The sequence below is a fragment of the Microbacterium sp. CGR2 genome, assembly GCF_003626735.1.
GTDB lineage: Bacteria > Actinomycetota > Actinomycetes > Actinomycetales > Microbacteriaceae > Microbacterium.
This window is the reverse complement of sequence record NZ_RBHX01000001.1, coordinates 3,035,293-3,051,606: the sequence shown is the minus strand read 5'-3', so window position 1 is coordinate 3,051,606 and position 16,314 is coordinate 3,035,293. Positions and strand designations below refer to the sequence as shown.

Sequence of the window (16,314 nt, the reverse complement as noted above, 5' to 3'; positions counted from 1 at the left end):
TCTCTCACTTTCCGTGCGGGTCGCTGCCGTTGACCGCGGCCACCACCTGCGCGTAGTCACCGCGCGCCTCGCCGTAGCGCAGGAACTTCACGTTCTCGACCTGGATCTCGGTGGTATCGGGCTGCGTCTCGATCAGCTCCATCACCTCGGCGATGAAGTCGTCGAGGGGCATCGCCGACTCGTTCTCCTCGTGCCCGGGCAGCAGTCCCGTACGCACCGCCGGAGGCTCGAGCTCCATGATCTGCACGCCGGTGCCCGCCCACTGGAGTCGCAGTGACTCGCTGAGCATGTGGATCGCCGCCTTGCTCGCGTTGTAGCTCGGGGTCGCCCGCAGCGGCGTGAAGGCAAGTCCGGAGGAGACGGTCATGACCGTCGCGTCCGGCACGCTGCCGAGATGCTCGATGAACGCGCTGATGAGGCGAATCGGACCGAGCACGTTGGTGACGACCGTCTCCTCCGCAGTTCCGAGGAACCCGGAAGGTTGCGTCCAGTCCTCGACCCGCATCACCCCGGCCATGGCGATGAGCACGTTGAGTTCAGGATGCGCGGCCAGCACTTCGGATGCCGCGGTTCGGATGCTGTCGGCGTCCGTCGTGTCGATCTGCACGGTGTGCATGCCGGGGTCGGCAGCGGCGATCTCGCGCAGCAGTTCGGTGCGGCGTCCGCCGACGATGACCGTGTTGCCCTTGGCGCGGAGCGCCCGAGCGAGCGCGAGGCCGATGCCGCTGGTGGCGCCGGGGATGAAGATGGTGTTTCCGGTGATGTTCATGTCCCCAGCCTGCGATCCGCAGCGCGGCGCTCACCAGAGACCCGTCATCCAGGGATCGGCCGTCCCTGGATCGGGTCGAGCGCACGCGGGATACTTCTCACGTGGATCGAGACGCACTGGCCGAATTCCTGCTGCGCCGACGGGAGACCCTGCAGCCTTCCGACGTCGGCCTGAGCGAGGGTGCCCGGAGACGCACGCCGGGTCTGCGCCGGGAGGAGGTCGCCCAGCTCGCGGCGATGTCGACGGACTACTACACGCGCCTCGAGCAGCGCCGCGGCCCGCAGCCGAGCATCCAGATCGTGGCCGCTCTGGCCCGAGCGCTCCGGCTCACCTCCGACGAGCGCGACTATCTCCACCGGGTGTGCGGCCACAGTGCGCCGGATCGAGCCGCGTTCGCCGACCACGTGCGGCCGGGGATGCTGCGGATCCTCGACCGGCTGCACGACTCGCCGGCCTTCGTCGTGTCCGCGCTCGACGAGGTTCTCGTGCAGAACGACGCGGCGCGGGCACTCCTCGGCGATGCGAGCGCCCTGCAGGGGCTGGAGCGCAGCGGCATCCACCGCTGGTTCGCGCAGCCCGAGACCGAGCGGAGCCGCTACCCGGAGCGTGACCGCGCGCGCCAGAGCCGATCGCAGGTGGCCGCGCTCCGCGCCGCGCACGGCATGCTCGGCACACGCTCACGGGCAGGCGAGATCGTGAAGGATCTCACCGCCCGCAGTGCGGAATTCGTCGAGCTGTGGGAAGCACAGGAGGTGCGCCGCCGATTCGAGGAGCACAAAGTTCTCATCCACCCCGAACTCGGTGAGATCGAAGTGGACTGCCAGGCGCTGTTCACCCAAGACGAATCTCAAGCCCTGATCGTGCTGACCGCAGCCCCCGGAAGTGAGTCGGCCAGCAAGCTCGAACTCGTCCGCGTGCTCGGAACCCAGATCGTCTGACCGCTACGACTCCTCGTGAGTGCGCGGGTCGGCGCCGAACAGTCGACCGTCCGGGCGCCCGAGGGCTGTGATCGCGGCGACCTCGGCTTCGTCGAGCACGACCTCGGCCGCGGCCAGATTCGACTCCTGATGCTCCAGCGACGACGCCTTCGGGATCGCGACCGTCTCCCGGGCGACATGCCAGGCGAGGACGGTCTGAGCGGCGCTGATGCCGTGTGCGGCGGCGATCTCGGTGATGACGGCTTCGTCGAGCAGTTCCTTCGCCCGGCCGAGCGGGCTCCACGCCTCGGTCAGGATGCCGTGTTCACGGTGATACGCCAGCTGTTCCTCCTGAGGGAAGAACGGGTGGACCTCGATCTGATTGACGACCGGTCGCACGCCGGTCTCGCGCTCGATGCGCTCGAGGTGCTCCGGCAGGAAGTTCGACACGCCGATCTGGCGGACGATCCCGCGTTCCTGCGCGTCGACGAGGGCCGCCCACGCCTGCACGTACTCGTCCTGGCTGGGGTTGGGCCAGTGGATGAGGTGCAGGTCGGTGATGTCGAGCCCGAGGCGCGAGCGGCTCTCTTCGATGCTCGTGCGGGCCTTCTCCGTCGAGTGGTGACGTCCAGGGAGCTTCGTCGTGACGATGATCTCTGCACGGGCGATGTCGGATGCCGCGACCCCACGACCGACCGAGCCCTCGTTCTCGTAGTTGAACGCCGAGTCGAGCAGCCGGTACCCGGCGCTGAGCGCTCCGGTGACGGCGTCGGCTCCCGCGTCGCCGTTGAGCGCGTACGTGCCGAGGCCGATGGCAGGCAGGGCGAATCCGTTGTGGGCGGTGAAGGTGGGGACAGTGGGCATCGGTTCTCCTTCGTTGCGGTTCTTTCAGCGTAGCCTTGCGCTCAATATACCTAAGGGGTATATCTAAGACGTGCAGTTTCTCATCCTCGGCATCCTCCTCGACGGGCCTCTCGCCCTTTATGACGTGCACAAGCGCTTCACCGGCGGAATCTCGTTGTTCTACGCCGCCAGCTTCGGCAGCATCCAACGTGCTCTCCGGCAACTCGAAGCCCAAGGTTGGGTTCTCCCCGCGGACGCGGCGGACACACGTCGTCGGCGGAAGCTCTACGCGGTCACCGACACGGGCCGTCAAACATGGCGCGAATGGATGCTCTCACCGCTCAGCGGATCGGACGCAGAGCCCCTCATGCTCGCGCGGATCTATCTCCTCGGCAGCCTGCCCGCGGGTGAGCGTCGTGAGTGCATCGCCGTGGTCCGTGCGCGGCTGACAGAGGACGGCAACGCGCTCACCTCGTTGGCCACGGAACTCGACAGCGCGGAGATCCCCGCGGCATCGGCCGAGGTGTTCCGGTACCGTCGTGCGACTCTCGACTACGGCATCCGCTCCCACACCCTCGCGCTGACCTGGCTTGACCAGCTCGAACACGACGCGTGACCCACATCTCGGAGGTTGTCCCATGGTCTTGTTCGCCCTGATCGTTGTCCTCACATTGCTCGCGACTCTCACCGCGTTTCAGATTGCGCTGGCCTCGGGCGCTCCGTGGGGCAGGTTCGCCTGGGGTGGTGCCCACCCGCGGGTGCTGCCACGTCGCCTCCGCATCAGCAGCGCCGTCTCCGTGGTGCTGTACGTGGGTTTTGCAGCGCTGCTCCTCAGTCGTGTCGGCGTGCTTCCCGGCAGCGACAGCGGGTTGATCGTCGTGTTCACGTGGATCCTCTTCGCGTACTTCGTCGTGGGAATCGGGCTCAACGCGATCTCTCGCAGTCGCCCCGAGCGTTGGACGATGACGCCCGTGTGCGTGATCATGGCTCTCATGACCCTGGTGATCGCGCTCTCGTGACCGACATGGTGCCGTGCCCGTGCTTTTCCGGAGATGCTTTCGACGCGTGCTGCGGCCCCCTCCTCACGGGCGCTCCGGCCCCCACCGCCGAACGACTGATGCGGTCTCGATACACGGCGTTCGCGCGAGAAGAGGCCGAGCATCTGCTGCGTACCTGGCATCCGTCCACCCGGCCGAGCGGAATCGAGTTCGAAGCCGGGATGCAGTGGCGGCGGCTCGTGATCGTCGATCGCGTCGCGGGTGGTCCCTTCGACCGCGAGGGGGTCGTCGAGTTCGAAGCGTTCTGGAGACACGGCGATGAGCGCGGGTCGCTTCACGAGCGCAGCCGCTTCGTGCGCGAAGACCGGAACTGGTACTACGTCGATGGAGATGTGGGGTGATGGGCGGATGCCGCGGCAGCGGCTAGATTTGAAAGCGTGAACGCCAGCCCCGAGAACCAGCGCACCCTGCTCGACATCGCCGACCTCGACCGGCGCATCGCGCAGGCGGAACGTGCCCGCACCCAGCCGACGCAGGCCGCGCGGATCACCGAGCTCGTCGCGATCCGGCAGGAGCAGCTGCGCGAGCTCACCACCTTGACCGGCACCCGGGACGACGTGCGCACCGAGCTCAAGCGCCTGGAGTCGGACGTCGTCGTCGTCGAGCAGCGCCGGAACCGCGACGCTGAGCGACTGGCCATCGCCACCAACTCCAAGGAGGCGCAGGCGCTGGAGCACGAACTGGCAAGTCTCGCCAAGCGTCACAGCGACCTCGAAGACGCCGAGCTCGACGTCATGGGGCGACTGGAAGAGGCCGAGGCTGCGGTGAACACGCAGCAGGCGCTGCTGGACACCACGACCGCGGAAGGTACGGCTCTCACCTCGCAGGCCAAGGCCGCCGTGGCGGCAGCGACCGAACTCGGCACCCAGCTCGCACGCGACCGCGCGGCCGTCGTCGCCACGATCCCGGCCGATCTTCTCGCTGAGTACACCCGCCGTGCGGTGAACAGCTCGGGCGCCGCACTGCTGACTCGGGGCACCTGCGAGGGGTGTCGCATGATGCTCCCCGGCACCGACCTCAACGACGTGCGCAACGCACCGGACGACCTCGTCGTCTACTGCCCGGAGTGCGGCTGCATCCTCGTGCGCACCGAGGAGTCCGGGCTGTCATGAGCCCCGTCGGCTCGCGCCGTCGATGACCGCGCCGACGTCGTCAGGAGAACGACGGATCGCCCTGGCCTCGAGCGGGGCGCGTGAGTACACGGCGGTCGAACTCGACGAGGCCGATCAGGAGCAGCAGCGGACGACGCTTTCGGAATCGAAGCTCGCGGCGTGGGTCGCGTCCGTCGAGGCATCCGCTGCACCCCGTTGGATCATCCGATCCGCCAGCGACACCTATGCGGTACTGCTCGGACACGGGGTACGGATCGGCCGGAGCCACGACCTGGTGCTCTGTCATGCGATCCTGCGCGACACCGCGGCGGTCCCGGTGCCCCTCCCGTCATCGACCGCATGGCTGCGGCGGGAGGTCGAGGTCGCCGCTCCGTCACTCTTCGACGGGTTCGCGGATGGACCCGGCGAAGATCCCATGACCGAGATGCTCGACCAGTATCGGTCGCAGCGGCGTGTGATCTCGTCGGCGCTGGACGGGAGATTGACGCTGCTGTGTGCCGCGGAATCCGCCGGCGGGCTCATCGCCGAGGAGATGCGTGTCGCGGGGCTGCCGTGGGATGAGAAGGCCCACGATGCGATCCTGACCGACACTCTCGGCACCCGGCCGGTCGCCGGAGGGCTGCCGAGCCGGATGGTGGAACTCGGAGACCGGGTGCGTACGATCCTCGGCGACTCCGCCCTGCATCTCGACAGTCAGCCGAAGCTGCTACGCGCGCTGCACCGCGTCGGGGTGAACGTCGAGTCCACCGGACGCTGGGAGCTCGCCCAGCACGATCATCCGGTCGTCGAGCCGCTCCTCGCGTACAAGAAGCTCTCGCGCCTGCTGAGCGCGAACGGATGGGCATGGTTGGCCGAGTGGGTGCACGATCGCCGGTTCCGCCCGATCTACATTCCCGGAGGGGTCGTCACCGGACGGTGGGCGTCGGCGGGCGGCGGCGCGCTGCAACTTCCGCGAAGCCTCCGGCCGGCAGTCCGTGCCGACCCGGGGTGGACCCTGATCGTCGCGGATGTCGCACAGCTCGAGCCGCGGATGCTCGCGGCCATGGCCGCCGACGAGGAGATGGCGCGTGCGGCGCGGGGGAGCGACCTGTATGCCGGTGTCGTGGCCTCCGGTGCCGTGAGCACCCGCGAGGAGGCGAAGTACGCCGTGCTCGGGGCGATGTACGGCGCGACCACGGGCGACAGCGGCCGATTGGTGCCGCGGTTGCGCAAGGTGTACCCCCGTGCCATGGGTCTCGTCGACGCGGCCGCTCGCACCGGCGAAGACGGCGGGATCGTCTCGACGTGGCTCGGGCGCTCTTCGCCACGGCCGTCGAGGGAGTGGGCTGCGCTGCAGTCCAGAGCGACGGATGCGGATGCCGACCCGGTCGAGGTGGCTCTCGCCCGCCGCCGCGCTCGCGACTGGGGGCGCTTCACCCGCAACTTCATCGTGCAGGGGACAGCGGCGGAGTGGTCGCTGATCTGGCTCGCCGAGATCCGACACCGGCTGCAGCAGCTTCCCGAAGCGGCCGTGCCGGCGACGGCATCCGGACCGTTCGCTCGCGTCGCGCATCTGGCGTTCTTCCTGCACGACGAGGTCATCCTGCACGTCCCCGAAGAGCAGGCGGATGCTGCCGCCGAGGTGGTCCGCGAAGCCGCAGCGGTCGCCACAACGCGCTTGTTCGGCACCTTCCCCATCGATGTGCCCCTCGATCTGCGCGTCGCGGCGTCGGCGGAGAAATAGGCGTCGGCGCCGAGAAGTAGACTGGACCCGCGAATGGGTCGACTGGACGGTCGCGTGGCGGGAGACCGCACCGAGGAACGTCCGGGCTCCACAGGGCAGGGCGGTGGGTAACACCCACCCGGAGTGATCCGCGAGAAAGTGCCACAGAGAGTAGACCGCCCCGCAAGGGGTAAGGGTGAAAGGGTGGTGTAAGAGACCACCGGGGGACATGGTGACATGGCCCGCCAGGTAAACCTCGCCCGGAGCAAGGTCAGACAGAGGATGTTGACGCGGCCCGCCGAGTCCTCGGGTAGACCGCTGGAGCGGCACGGCAACGTGTCGCCGAGAGAGATGGCCGTCGAAGGGGCGAAGAACCCCGGAACAGAACCCGGCGTACAGGTCGGCCCATTCGCATTTTCAGCCCGACCGGGTGCTTCCCCCGACCACCTGGTGCAGAGTCCGCGGGGAGTCCTCAGAATTCCCGAGAACGCTGTCGACGGCTTCTCGGGTCCGGTCGGCATGGCCCTTACGGGTGGCTACGTCGCCCGCGGCCCCGCTGCGGGCCGCTCGTGGAACCGTGACCGACACCCGCACTTCCGCGGCAGGGACAGGATGCCCTCGCGCTCGACGCCCGCGCGGCAGTGGGGTTTGCGCTGCGGGATGCCGAGGGCAGCTCTGAGTGGACTGTGTCCGACGCGCGCGACTTCGCTGTTGTCGTGACCACAGGTGGGGCAGTGGCGAAGCATGCGCGGCATGATACGCGCGACATCTGGGAATCGGCCGCAGCGGCTACGCCCCGAAATGCTTCATCGCAAGCCCATACCGAGATCGGCCGCGGGCCAACTAGACCCCTCGTTTTGCCATCCACTTATAGACGAAGAAGAAGACGATGGCGAGGGCTGTGAGACCCGCCCCGACAAAGATGAACAGTGGTTCGCCCCGCGTCTGCAGGTCGACGATGCCTCTCACGAGGAGGAATACGCCCACGGCGGCTGCGATCCATGGGGCGATCAATCGGAGCGGGCCGTACCGCCACCTGTATCGACGGGTCGGTGTCTCGTCGCGTGATTCTTCAGGCATTCGCGGTCGCTCTCTCCCAGGTGATCCCACTGTAGCGAGGGGTGCCGGCAGTCACTCGGTGTCTTCCCCGTAACGCGGCGATGGATGCTCGTTATCCGGCATCGAGTAGGACTCCCATCGTTCCCTTGATCGCTTCGAATTCAACAACCAAAGAAGTAGCAAGGAAACGACGACGAGCGCGCCACTGAACGCCACGATCGGCCACCCTTGATCTGGCTCCTCAGACGAAAGTCTCAGGCCATACCAAACGAGCAGCACACCAATCAGCAGAGTCCAACATGGCAACGCGACACGGACCACGACCAGTCCGACCCGATGCATACGGTGACTGCTGTCCAAGCCCATCAAAATTGCCCGCCGCTTCCCATCACCCAGATGCCACCGACGATGCCGACACACGCCAGCACCAGAACTGCCCAGCCGATCCATGCTCGCCATCCGCGACCTTCGAGCGGTGCGGAAACGGGGTGGCCGAGCTGCTCACGTATCGCCTCAGCGCGCCCGGCGAGATCTGTCATCTGCTCGTGCTGGCCTAGTCCTCCGCCGAGGCTCAGTCCATCTCTCAAGGCTTCGGCTCGCTGACGCTCCACCTGCTCGAGTTCGCTCGACAAACGCATCTTCTTTGCATCTTCGAGTCCCTCGGGATCGGTCACGATCGCTCCTTCACGGACAAAGTGATCCTGATCTTACGGCCCGGCGTAAACCACACGCCAGCGCGTGAGTCCCGGTGAATCCTGGTGGTCGTTGCAACACGGCCATGCTGTAACGGTTCGCCATGTCGTGCTCGTCGTGCGCTAAGCGGGGACGAGCGTGGATGACGAGCGACGTGAGTCGCGATGCCGAGGGGTGGCCCCGCCAGGCCTGGGGAGCCCTCGGGGCCACCAGCCGGTGTTGCTGGGGACTTCACCGGCCCGTAACCGCTGTGTTGCTTTGCGATCACAGCCAACGTATCGGCGCGGCTCGATGATGCGATAGCCCCCTATCTATCGCCGGACGCCAGGTCTATGGTTGACCGCTGTAGCATGCGCGTTGTTGTCCTGGGGATGGTAACGACAGCCGTGCAACGTTCGCGGTCTGCCGTGGTGCGCTGGGGGCACTACGGCAGGCTGCAGCAACCTTGGTCCGCGTAGAGAAGTGCCCCGTTGGCGCGGCCCGATAGAGACCAGAGGGACAGCGACTGCCAGGTCATGATCCATCTTTCGCAGATGCGCAACTCACTGCTCGTCCCAAGGGAGCTTCACGACAGGGAGGACGTACACCCGCCCGCGTACAGCCGTAGGGTGCTTGCCCATGTATGCCGCTGCTTCTTCGATCGATTCGGCCGTGATGATGTCGTATCCGGCGAACCACTCCTTGAATTCTGGGAACGGTCCATCGGTGACGATCACCTGCCCGTTCCGGACGGCGACCGACTTTGCCTCATCCGGGGCCCCGACGGGCGCACCGTCGTGCAGGCGTCCGTCGACCTTGCCCTCCTCAGCCCATTCACCGAGCAAACGCTGATCGTCCGTCCGTGACAGTGCGGCGCCTTTGGAGTCGGTCATGTGGATCACCAGATACTGACTACTCATTCTTCTCTCCATTCTTTGGTTGGTCGAAGATCTCCGCCAGTACGCGCGACGCGAGCTGATCCTGCCGACGGACCAAGTGCGCTCTCTCCGCAGTGTTGCCCGCCAGATCCATCGCATCGTTGTAGGCGGCGTACGCTTCTCGTGATCGTCCCGCAGCACGCAAAAGTTCGGCCCGAGTGACGTGGAACGCGTGCGAGCCATTTAGCGAACTTCTCAGGCGCTCCACGATGGCCAGGGCGACGATTGGCGAGTCGTACTCGGAAATCGCTATGGCGCGGTTCAACGTGACGAACGGGCTCGGATCGAGGCGTTCCAACTGTTCGTAGAGCGACACGATCTGATCCCACCGCGTGCTTTTAGCCCGGGATGCGCTCACGTGAACTGCGTTTATGCCCGCCAACAGTTCAAACCGTCCGGCCTCAGTCCGTCCGCTGCCGATACCGTCCTCCGCGGGCAGAAGCGACAACCCTTCCGCTATCAACGCCTGATCCCACAGCCCACGATCCTGTTCATCCAACCGCACCAGCTCTTCCCCGTCGGAGCTGAGTCGGGCGTCCGCACGGGCCTCAGTCAGCAGCATCAGCGCCAGCAGGCCTGCCGTCTCCAGGTCGTCGGGGAGCATCTCCCGCAAAAGGCGTGCCAGTCGGATCGCTTCGCTGGTGAGTTCCCGGCGCAGCGGTGGGGTATCCGCTCCCGACGCAAAATAACCCTCGTTGAAGACCAGGTAGAGCACGGCCAGCACACCGTCGAGCCTTTCCGCCAAGTCATCCGGGTCAGGCATCTCGTACGGGATTCGGGCGGACTTGAGCTTTGCTTTGGCTCGTGTGATCCGTTGGCCCATCGTGCTCTCCTGTACCAGGAAGGCGCGTCCGATCTCGGCAACGGTGAGGCCACCGACCATGCGCAAGGTCAAAGCGACGCGCGACTCCATCGACAGGGCAGGGTGGCAACAAACGAACATCAGCCGCAGGCGGTCATCCTCCACTGTCCCCACGGGCTCGGAGGGAGTCGGGTCATAGATCATGAGCGCCTCCCGGTACTTCGCATCGCGGTGCGCCTCACGACGCAGCCGATCAATCGCCTTTCGATACGCAGTGGTCGTGATCCACCCTCCAGGGTTGGGAGGCACACCGCTGTCGGGCCAGCGAGCAATCGCGGAAGCGAACGCCTCCGCTGTCATCTCTTCAGCGAGGTCGAGATCACCACATCGTCGCGCGAGTCCCGCAACGATGCGGCCCCACTCCTGGCGATGAGTGTGCACGACTACTTCGTGCACGAGGGCCAGGGTGGCCTCCGTTGGTTTCGCGTCACTGGCGTGGATGCTCAGCCCTCGATCCTGCGTCGCGTGCGGTCGCACGTCGGTCTCTTTGATGATGCTACGAACGAGACTCGCACGATCCGACAGTTGGCTCAGAAAAAGGATGTTCGCGATCAGATCCGCGTGTTTCACGGACGACGGTGACGACGCGAACGTTGCGTCGCACTGGCTCCCTGTCGGGCGAGTCTGGCGATCGACGTGTCGAAACGGCAGGCAACCATTCGTGGTCCATGTATGGCGAGTGATCGATCCGCATCACCGTCGGAACACGGAAAGCACGGTCTCGACATGTACAACGACCCCATGATGGCGATTCTGCTGTATCGAATGGATGTGAGGCGTGCCGAAGAGAACCTCGCCCACCGACCGGACGGGCCCCGCGGAGTCCGAGGCGCTGGCATGACGGACGACTCTGCACGCGAGAATCGAAATAATCGGCGGGGTTGATCCGCACCGTCCGATCGCTCGAGGCGGCCTACTTCATCGGCGCCGAACTACTGATGGATGGCGGATCTTCGCTCCGGTGACTCCAGCCTCAGTCGCCGGCGAGGGACGCGGCGCCGATGATGCCGGAGTTGTTCCGGTGGATCGCGGGAACGATCGGGGTCTTGAGTTCGAGCAGCGGGAGGAAGTCGCCCGCGTTCTTGGACACGCCGCCGCCGACCACGAACAGGTCGGGGCTGAACAGGAACTCGATGTGGGAGTAGAACGCCTGCAGACGCTCGGCCCATTCGGGCCAGCTGAGGTTCTCGCGCTCCCGCGCAGAGGTCGCCGCGTACGTCTCGACGGATTCGTACTCGCCGAAGTTCAGGTGACCGAGCTCGGAGTTGGGCATCAGCACGCCGTCGTAGAGGAACGCCGAGCCGATGCCGGTGCCCAACGTGGTCAGCAGGGTGAGGCCGCGCACGTCGCGAGCTGCACCGTGGCGTGCCTCGGCGACTCCCGCCGCGTCGGCGTCGTTCACGAAGACGATGTTGCGCCCGAGTCCATCGCGGAAGAAGCGCTCCGCGTCGAAGTCCAGCCATTCCTTGGAGACGTTCGCCGCAGACAAAGTCTTTCCGCGCTTGACGATCGCCGGGAAGGCGACGCCGAGCGGGAGTGTCGAATCGTGCACGTCGAGTGACTTCAAGACGGTCTTTACCGCCTCGAGCACGTCCTGCGGCGCTGCGCCCTTGGGAGTGGGGACCCTGATGCGATCGGAGTCCATTGTGCCGTGCGTGAGGTCGACGATTCCTGCTTTGATTCCCGTGCCGCCGATATCGACGCCGATCGCTTTTGCCATGATCGATAGCTTAGCGAGCACGGCGCACGCCAGTAGGATCGATGACATCACGTGAAGGAGGGGCAGCGATGTCTGACGGTGACCACAAGTACTGGTACAACCTCGAAACCGGGCAGGTGGAGTTCGGCATGATCTCGCCGTCCGTCGATCGGGTCGGGCCCTTCGACACGCAGGCTGAAGCCGCTCGCGCACCCGAGGTCCTCAAAGAGCGCTCGCGCGCCTGGGCTGAGGAAGAAGCCGCCGAGCAGGGCTGGGACGCCAAGGGCCAAGGGGCGAAGGGCCAGGGCGCGGAGTGACCATGGACAAGCAGCGAGATTTCGTCCTCCGGACCATCGAAGAGCGCGGCGTCAAGTTCGTACGTCTGTGGTTCACCGACGTCATCGGCACGCTCAAATCGGTGGCGATCGCGCCGGCCGAGGTTGAGGGCGCATTCGCCGAGGGCATCGGGTTCGACGGCTCGGCGATCGAGGGGCTCACCCGCACATACGAGTCGGACCTGCTCGCGCAGCCCGACCCCACCACTTTCCAGACACTGCCGTGGCGCGGTGAGATCGACCCGACCGGGCGGATGTTCTGCGACATCACGACCCCCGACGGTCAGCCGGCCGTCGCCGACCCGCGTCATGTGCTCAAGCGCACCCTGGCGAAGGCCGCCGATGCCGGCTTCACGTTCTACACGCACCCCGAGATCGAGTTCTACCTCCTCAAGTCGTCGTCGTACGGACCGGACGGGCCCGTGCCCGTCGACTCCGCGGGATATTTCGACAACGTGCCCGGCGGAACGGCGCACGACTTCCGTCGCCGTTCCGTGCGGATGCTGGAAGATCTCGGCATCTCGGTCGAGTTCAGCCACCATGAGGGCGGTCCGGGGCAGAACGAGATCGACCTCCGCTACGCGGACGCACTGACGACGGCCGACAACATCATGACGTTCCGCACGGTCATCAAAGAGGTGGCGATCGAGCAGGGTGTCTACGCGACGTTCATGCCCAAGCCCCTCAGCGGTCAGCCCGGCAGCGGTATGCACACGCACATGTCGCTGTTCGAAGGCGATCAGAACGCCTTCTACGAGGAGGGCGCGAAGTACCAGCTCTCCAAGACCGGCCGTCACTTCATCGCCGGTCTCCTCAAGCACGCAAACGAGATCGCGGCGGTCACGAACCAGTTCGTCAACTCGTACAAGCGACTCTGGGGCGGCGACGAGGCTCCGAGCTTCGTGACGTGGGGTCACAACAACCGCTCCGCACTCGTGCGCGTGCCGATGTACAAGCCGAACAAGGGCCAGTCGTCGCGTGTCGAGTATCGGGCACTCGACTCCGCCGCCAACCCGTATCTCGCCTATGCCCTGCTGCTGGCCGCCGGTCTCAAGGGCATCGAAGAGGGCTATGAGCTCCCGCCGGAGGCCGAAGACAACGTCTGGGCCCTCAGCGACGCGGAACGGCGTGCCCTGGGCTATGCGGCGCTGCCCGCGAGCCTGGATCACGCCCTCGAGTACATGGAGGCGTCGGAACTCGTCGCCGAGACGCTCGGAGAACAGGTCTTCAACTACGTGCTTCTCAACAAGCGCAAGGAGTGGGAGGCCTACCGCGGGCAGGTCACCCCGCTGGAGCTGAAGAACAACCTCGAGCTCCTCTGAGCGGCGCGCATGGCCCGTCCGGACGACTCCGTCTCGCTGTCTGCGCTGGCCAGGCTCGGCTTCGCCGAGCTGAGTGAGGCGGCGGCATCCCTCGCCGAACTGGCGAACCTCGTCGAGCGCCCGCGTCCTTCCGTGCTGGACGGGGCGAGCGCTGCAGATCCTGACGCCGCCGTGCGGGGCATGGTGCGTGTGGCGCGTCGGGACCCTGTTCCGCTCCGGGCGCTCCTCGACGATGCCGATTCCCGTCGTCGGGTGTGGCGAGTCTTCGGAGCGTCCGAGGGGCTGGCCGACTTCTTCCTCCGGCATCCGGAGCAGCTGTCGGTCCTGGGGGAGTCGAATTCCTCGTTGCCGACCGAGCAGATGCTCCGAGAGCGGATGCTCGCTGCGGTCGGCGTGGAGCGCGGCTTCGCCCGTGCCGGAGACGATGACGCCGTCGTCGCCATCCGTGTCGCGTATCGGCGGAGTCTCGCGGCCATCGCCGCCTACGACCTGACCCATCCCTCTCCGGAGGTTGTCGTCGGCGATGTGGCGGCAGCGCTCGCGGATGCCGCGGGGGCGGCGCTCGAAGCCTCTCTCGCCGTGGCCAGAACCCGATTGCGCGAGACGATACCCGAACATGAGATCGCGGCGACGCGGCTCTCGGTCATCGGCATGGGCAAGGCAGGCGCCCGGGAGCTCAACTACGTCAGCGACGTGGACGTGATCTTCGTCGGCGGCAGCAGCGACGAAGAGGCCGTGGGAGAGGCGCGTGCCATCGAGATCGCCACGCGCCTGGCCCGCGAGACGATGCGCGGGTTGAGCGGCATCGAGGTGGAACCGCCGCTGTGGGAGGTCGATGCCAACCTGCGGCCGGAGGGGAAACAGGGCGCGCTGGTGCGCTCCCTCCCGTCACACCTCGCGTACTACGAACGATGGGCGAAGAGCTGGGAGTTCCAGGCGCTCCTCAAAGCACGTCCGCTTGCCGGCGATCCGCAGCTCGGCGCGGACTACATCGCCGCTGTGCAGCCGAAGATCTGGTCGAGTGCTGCCAGGGACGACTTCGTCGAGAGCGTGCAGCGCATGCGAGAGCGGGTCACGGAGCACATCGACGCGGAGGACGCGCCGTACCAGCTGAAGCTCGGCGCCGGAGGCCTGCGCGACATCGAGTTCACGGTACAACTGCTGCAGTTGGTCCACGGTCTCACCGACGAGACGATCCGCACCCGCGGCACATTGGAGAGCCTCGACTCCCTCGTCGCGGGGGGATACATCGGAAGGGCGGATGCCGGCTCGTTCGCCGAGGACTACCGCGTCCTCCGCCTGATGGAACACCGGCTCCAGCTTCGAGAGCTGAGCCGCACGCACCTGATGCCGCGCACGCCCGCCGGACTACGCGTCCTTGCGCGGAGCTCGGGCCTCGCCGAGACCGGGGAGGGCGTGTGGGCGCGCTGGGAGAAGGTGCGTCGGGAGGTGCGCGAGATCCACACCCGTCTCTTCTATCGACCTCTTCTCAGCGCTGTCGCGGGGCTGCCGGAAGAGGAGCGAACGCTGTCCGCCGCGCAGGCGCACGACCGCCTCGCGGCCATCGGGTTCCGTGATCCGGCGGGGGCGCTCCGCCATATCGGCGCCCTCACGAGCGGCCTCAGCCGCAAGACGACGATCCAACGGCATCTCATGCCGATCATGGTGCGCTGGTTCGCCGACGGGAGCGATCCTGACTACGGCCTCATCGCCTTTCGCAGGATCAGCGAGCGACTGGGCGACACGCCGTGGTTCCTCCGCGTGCTGCGCGATTCCTCCGGGGCGGCCGAGAGCCTGACGCGTCTGCTGTCTTCGTCTCGCTATGTCGGCGAATTGATGGAGTGGATCCCCGAGTCGGTCGCCTGGTTGGACAACCGGGAGCGGCTGCGTCCTCGCGGTGCGGCGGCCCTCGACGAAGAAGCGCGCGCCATCCAGACCCGACATGAGACGGTCGGCGACGCCTTGCGGGCGGTTCGTGCGCTCCGCCGCCGCGAGCTGCTGCGCACCGCGATGGGCGCCGTGCTCGACGTCCTCACGATCGAGGAGGTCGCCACGGCGCTGACCGAGATCACCGAGGCGACGATCCAGGCGGCGCTGAGGGCCGTCGTGCGTGAGGTCGTACCGCCGGAAGACGCCGCGCTGGACTTCGCGATCATCGCGATGGGACGGTTCGGCGGTGCCGAGTTGGGCTTCGGCTCCGACGCCGACATCCTCTACGTCTACGACGCCAACGGCATCGACGGTCAGCGGGCTCAGACTCTCGCCACTCAGATCGTCGCAGGGCTCCGTGAGCATCTGACCGACCACCGCGTCCCGCTCGATCTCGACGCCGACCTCCGCCCGGAGGGGCGCCAGGGCCCGGTCGTGCGGTCCATCGAGGCCTACACCGCGTACTACCGGCGGTGGTCGCTGTCGTGGGAGGCGCAGGCGCTGCTTCGTGCTCGAGGTGTGGCGGGGAGCGCGAGGCTGATCGCGCGGTTCACCGAGCTCGCGGACTCGATCCGCTACCCCGAGGATGTCGACCTCCAGGGCACCCGCGAGATCAAGCGGATCAAGGCGAGAGTCGAGGGGGAGAGGCTGCCGCAGGGCGCCGACCCGCGGCGGCATCTGAAGCTCGGCCCCGGGACTCTCAGCGACGTCGAGTGGCTGGTGCAGCTGCTGCAACTCCAGCACGCCCACCACGAGCCGCGCCTGCAGACCACATCGACATTGTCCGCCCTGGAGGCTGCGGTGGACGCCGGGCTCGTGCCGGAGGACGATGCGGAACGTCTTCGGGAGGCCTGGCGTCTGGCGAGCCGGCTGCGCTCGGCGATCACTCTGCTGACGGGCCAGACCAGCGACGTCCTCCCGGCGGATCGGCGGCAGCTCGACGCGATCGGGCGGCTGCTGGGCTATCCCGATCGCTCAGCGACCGACCTCGAAGAGGACTACCTCGGCGTGACGCGCCGCGCACGAAAGTCGTTCGAGCACCTGTTCTACGGATAATCGTCGGCTGAGTTTGCAGTATCGCGCGTCGTGTTCCAAGC

The 16,314-nt window shown here is 66.7% G+C and carries 16 protein-coding genes and 1 other RNA gene; 10 read left to right on the top strand and 7 right to left on the bottom strand.

The genetic code is table 11. The features are described 5' to 3' along the window. Window positions 1-4: 4 nt before the first annotated feature. Complete coding sequence (locus tag D7252_RS15360; protein WP_120776176.1) at window positions 5-769, bottom strand: SDR family oxidoreductase; 765 nt, start codon at window positions 767-769, stop codon at window positions 5-7. A 101-nt stretch (window positions 770-870) separates the two neighbouring features. On the opposite strand from D7252_RS15360, the gene D7252_RS15355 reads away from it, so the two are divergent. Continuing rightward, a complete protein-coding gene (locus D7252_RS15355) occupies window positions 871-1,707 on the top strand; it encodes a helix-turn-helix transcriptional regulator (RefSeq protein WP_120776175.1) in 837 nt (278 codons plus the stop codon). 3 nt (window positions 1,708-1,710) lie between these two features. On the opposite strand, the gene D7252_RS15350 is transcribed toward D7252_RS15355, so the two are convergent. Further along, a complete protein-coding gene (locus D7252_RS15350) occupies window positions 1,711-2,550 on the bottom strand; it encodes an aldo/keto reductase (RefSeq protein WP_120776174.1) in 840 nt (279 codons plus the stop codon). 70 nt (window positions 2,551-2,620) lie between these two features. Here D7252_RS15350 and D7252_RS15345 point away from each other — a divergent pair, with 70 nt between their 5' ends. The 6 genes from D7252_RS15345 (at window position 2,621) to rnpB (ending at window position 6,813) form a co-directional block, all read left to right on the top strand. Next, on the top strand, window positions 2,621-3,145 hold the full coding sequence (locus D7252_RS15345; RefSeq protein ID WP_120776173.1) for a PadR family transcriptional regulator: 525 nt from the start codon (window positions 2,621-2,623) through the stop codon (window positions 3,143-3,145). A gap of 22 nt (window positions 3,146-3,167) precedes the next feature. Next, on the top strand, window positions 3,168-3,548 hold the full coding sequence (locus D7252_RS15340) for a hypothetical protein (RefSeq protein WP_120776172.1): 381 nt from the start codon (window positions 3,168-3,170) through the stop codon (window positions 3,546-3,548). Window positions 3,549-3,553: 5 nt separating this feature from the next. Beyond that, entirely contained in the window at window positions 3,554-3,928 is a 375-nt protein-coding gene (locus D7252_RS15335; RefSeq protein WP_120777011.1) for a YchJ family protein, read from the top strand. Between the two features lie 36 nt (window positions 3,929-3,964). Further along, window positions 3,965-4,699, top strand: coding sequence for a zinc ribbon domain-containing protein (locus D7252_RS15330; protein ID WP_120776171.1), 735 nt, complete (start codon window positions 3,965-3,967; stop codon window positions 4,697-4,699). A 22-nt stretch (window positions 4,700-4,721) separates the two neighbouring features. Beyond that, a complete protein-coding gene (locus tag D7252_RS15325; RefSeq protein WP_120776170.1) occupies window positions 4,722-6,422 on the top strand; it encodes a bifunctional 3'-5' exonuclease/DNA polymerase in 1,701 nt (566 codons plus the stop codon). Window positions 6,423-6,456: 34 nt separating this feature from the next. After that, an RNA gene (gene rnpB / locus D7252_RS15320) (RNase P RNA component class A) lies at window positions 6,457-6,813 on the top strand. 431 nt (window positions 6,814-7,244) lie between these two features. Here the strand turns inward: rnpB and D7252_RS19850 are convergent. From D7252_RS19850 to ppgK, 5 genes are all read right to left on the bottom strand, one after another. Next, window positions 7,245-7,481: a hypothetical protein gene (locus D7252_RS19850; RefSeq protein ID WP_147406752.1), complete on the bottom strand. Its 237-nt coding sequence runs from the start codon at window positions 7,479-7,481 to the stop codon at window positions 7,245-7,247. A gap of 344 nt (window positions 7,482-7,825) precedes the next feature. Then, window positions 7,826-8,134, bottom strand: coding sequence for a hypothetical protein (locus D7252_RS15315; protein ID WP_120776169.1), 309 nt, complete (start codon window positions 8,132-8,134; stop codon window positions 7,826-7,828). A 561-nt stretch (window positions 8,135-8,695) separates the two neighbouring features. After that, entirely contained in the window at window positions 8,696-9,052 is a 357-nt protein-coding gene (locus tag D7252_RS15310) for a YciI family protein (protein ID WP_183055317.1), read from the bottom strand. Then, a complete protein-coding gene (locus D7252_RS15305) occupies window positions 9,045-10,502 on the bottom strand; it encodes an RNA polymerase sigma factor (RefSeq protein WP_308162508.1) in 1,458 nt (485 codons plus the stop codon). Before D7252_RS15305 ends, D7252_RS15310 begins: the two co-directional genes overlap by 8 nt. Before the next feature lie 403 nt (window positions 10,503-10,905). After that, the gene (gene ppgK, locus D7252_RS15300; RefSeq protein ID WP_120776168.1) at window positions 10,906-11,652 is read right to left on the bottom strand and encodes a polyphosphate--glucose phosphotransferase; all 747 of its coding nucleotides are present in this window, start codon (window positions 11,650-11,652) and stop codon (window positions 10,906-10,908) included. 68 nt (window positions 11,653-11,720) lie between these two features. Between ppgK and D7252_RS15295 the strand changes: the two genes are divergently transcribed. From D7252_RS15295 to D7252_RS15285, 3 genes are read left to right on the top strand one after another with little or no spacing between them, the layout of a single operon-like run. After that, window positions 11,721-11,948: an SPOR domain-containing protein gene (locus D7252_RS15295; RefSeq protein ID WP_120776167.1), complete on the top strand. Its 228-nt coding sequence runs from the start codon at window positions 11,721-11,723 to the stop codon at window positions 11,946-11,948. Window positions 11,949-11,950: 2 nt separating this feature from the next. Then, a complete protein-coding gene (glnA, locus tag D7252_RS15290) occupies window positions 11,951-13,288 on the top strand; it encodes a type I glutamate--ammonia ligase (protein WP_120776166.1) in 1,338 nt (445 codons plus the stop codon). Window positions 13,289-13,297: 9 nt separating this feature from the next. After that, complete coding sequence (locus D7252_RS15285) at window positions 13,298-16,273, top strand: bifunctional [glutamine synthetase] adenylyltransferase/[glutamine synthetase]-adenylyl-L-tyrosine phosphorylase (RefSeq protein ID WP_120776165.1); 2,976 nt, start codon at window positions 13,298-13,300, stop codon at window positions 16,271-16,273. The last annotated feature ends 41 nt before the right edge of the window (window positions 16,274-16,314 follow it).

What these genes read in the sequence shown, in the direction of transcription:
- D7252_RS15360 (WP_120776176.1), bottom strand. Translation starts at nt 769, where the DNA reads ATGAACATCACCGGAAACACCATCTTCATCCCCGGCGCCACCAGCGGC.
- D7252_RS15350 (WP_120776174.1), bottom strand. Translation starts at nt 2,550, where the DNA reads ATGCCCACTGTCCCCACCTTCACCGCCCACAACGGATTCGCCCTGCCT.
- D7252_RS15340 (WP_120776172.1), top strand. Translation starts at nt 3,168, where the DNA reads ATGGTCTTGTTCGCCCTGATCGTTGTCCTCACATTGCTCGCGACTCTC.
- D7252_RS15335 (WP_120777011.1), top strand. Translation starts at nt 3,554, where the DNA reads ATGGTGCCGTGCCCGTGCTTTTCCGGAGATGCTTTCGACGCGTGCTGC.
- D7252_RS15325 (WP_120776170.1), top strand. Translation starts at nt 4,722, where the DNA reads ATGACCGCGCCGACGTCGTCAGGAGAACGACGGATCGCCCTGGCCTCG.
- D7252_RS19850 (WP_147406752.1), bottom strand. Translation starts at nt 7,481, where the DNA reads ATGCCTGAAGAATCACGCGACGAGACACCGACCCGTCGATACAGGTGG.
- D7252_RS15310 (WP_183055317.1), bottom strand. Translation starts at nt 9,052, where the DNA reads ATGAGTAGTCAGTATCTGGTGATCCACATGACCGACTCCAAAGGCGCC.
- ppgK (WP_120776168.1), bottom strand. Translation starts at nt 11,652, where the DNA reads ATGGCAAAAGCGATCGGCGTCGATATCGGCGGCACGGGAATCAAAGCA.
- D7252_RS15295 (WP_120776167.1), top strand. Translation starts at nt 11,721, where the DNA reads ATGTCTGACGGTGACCACAAGTACTGGTACAACCTCGAAACCGGGCAG.
- glnA (WP_120776166.1), top strand. Translation starts at nt 11,951, where the DNA reads ATGGACAAGCAGCGAGATTTCGTCCTCCGGACCATCGAAGAGCGCGGC.
- D7252_RS15285 (WP_120776165.1), top strand. Translation starts at nt 13,298, where the DNA reads ATGGCCCGTCCGGACGACTCCGTCTCGCTGTCTGCGCTGGCCAGGCTC.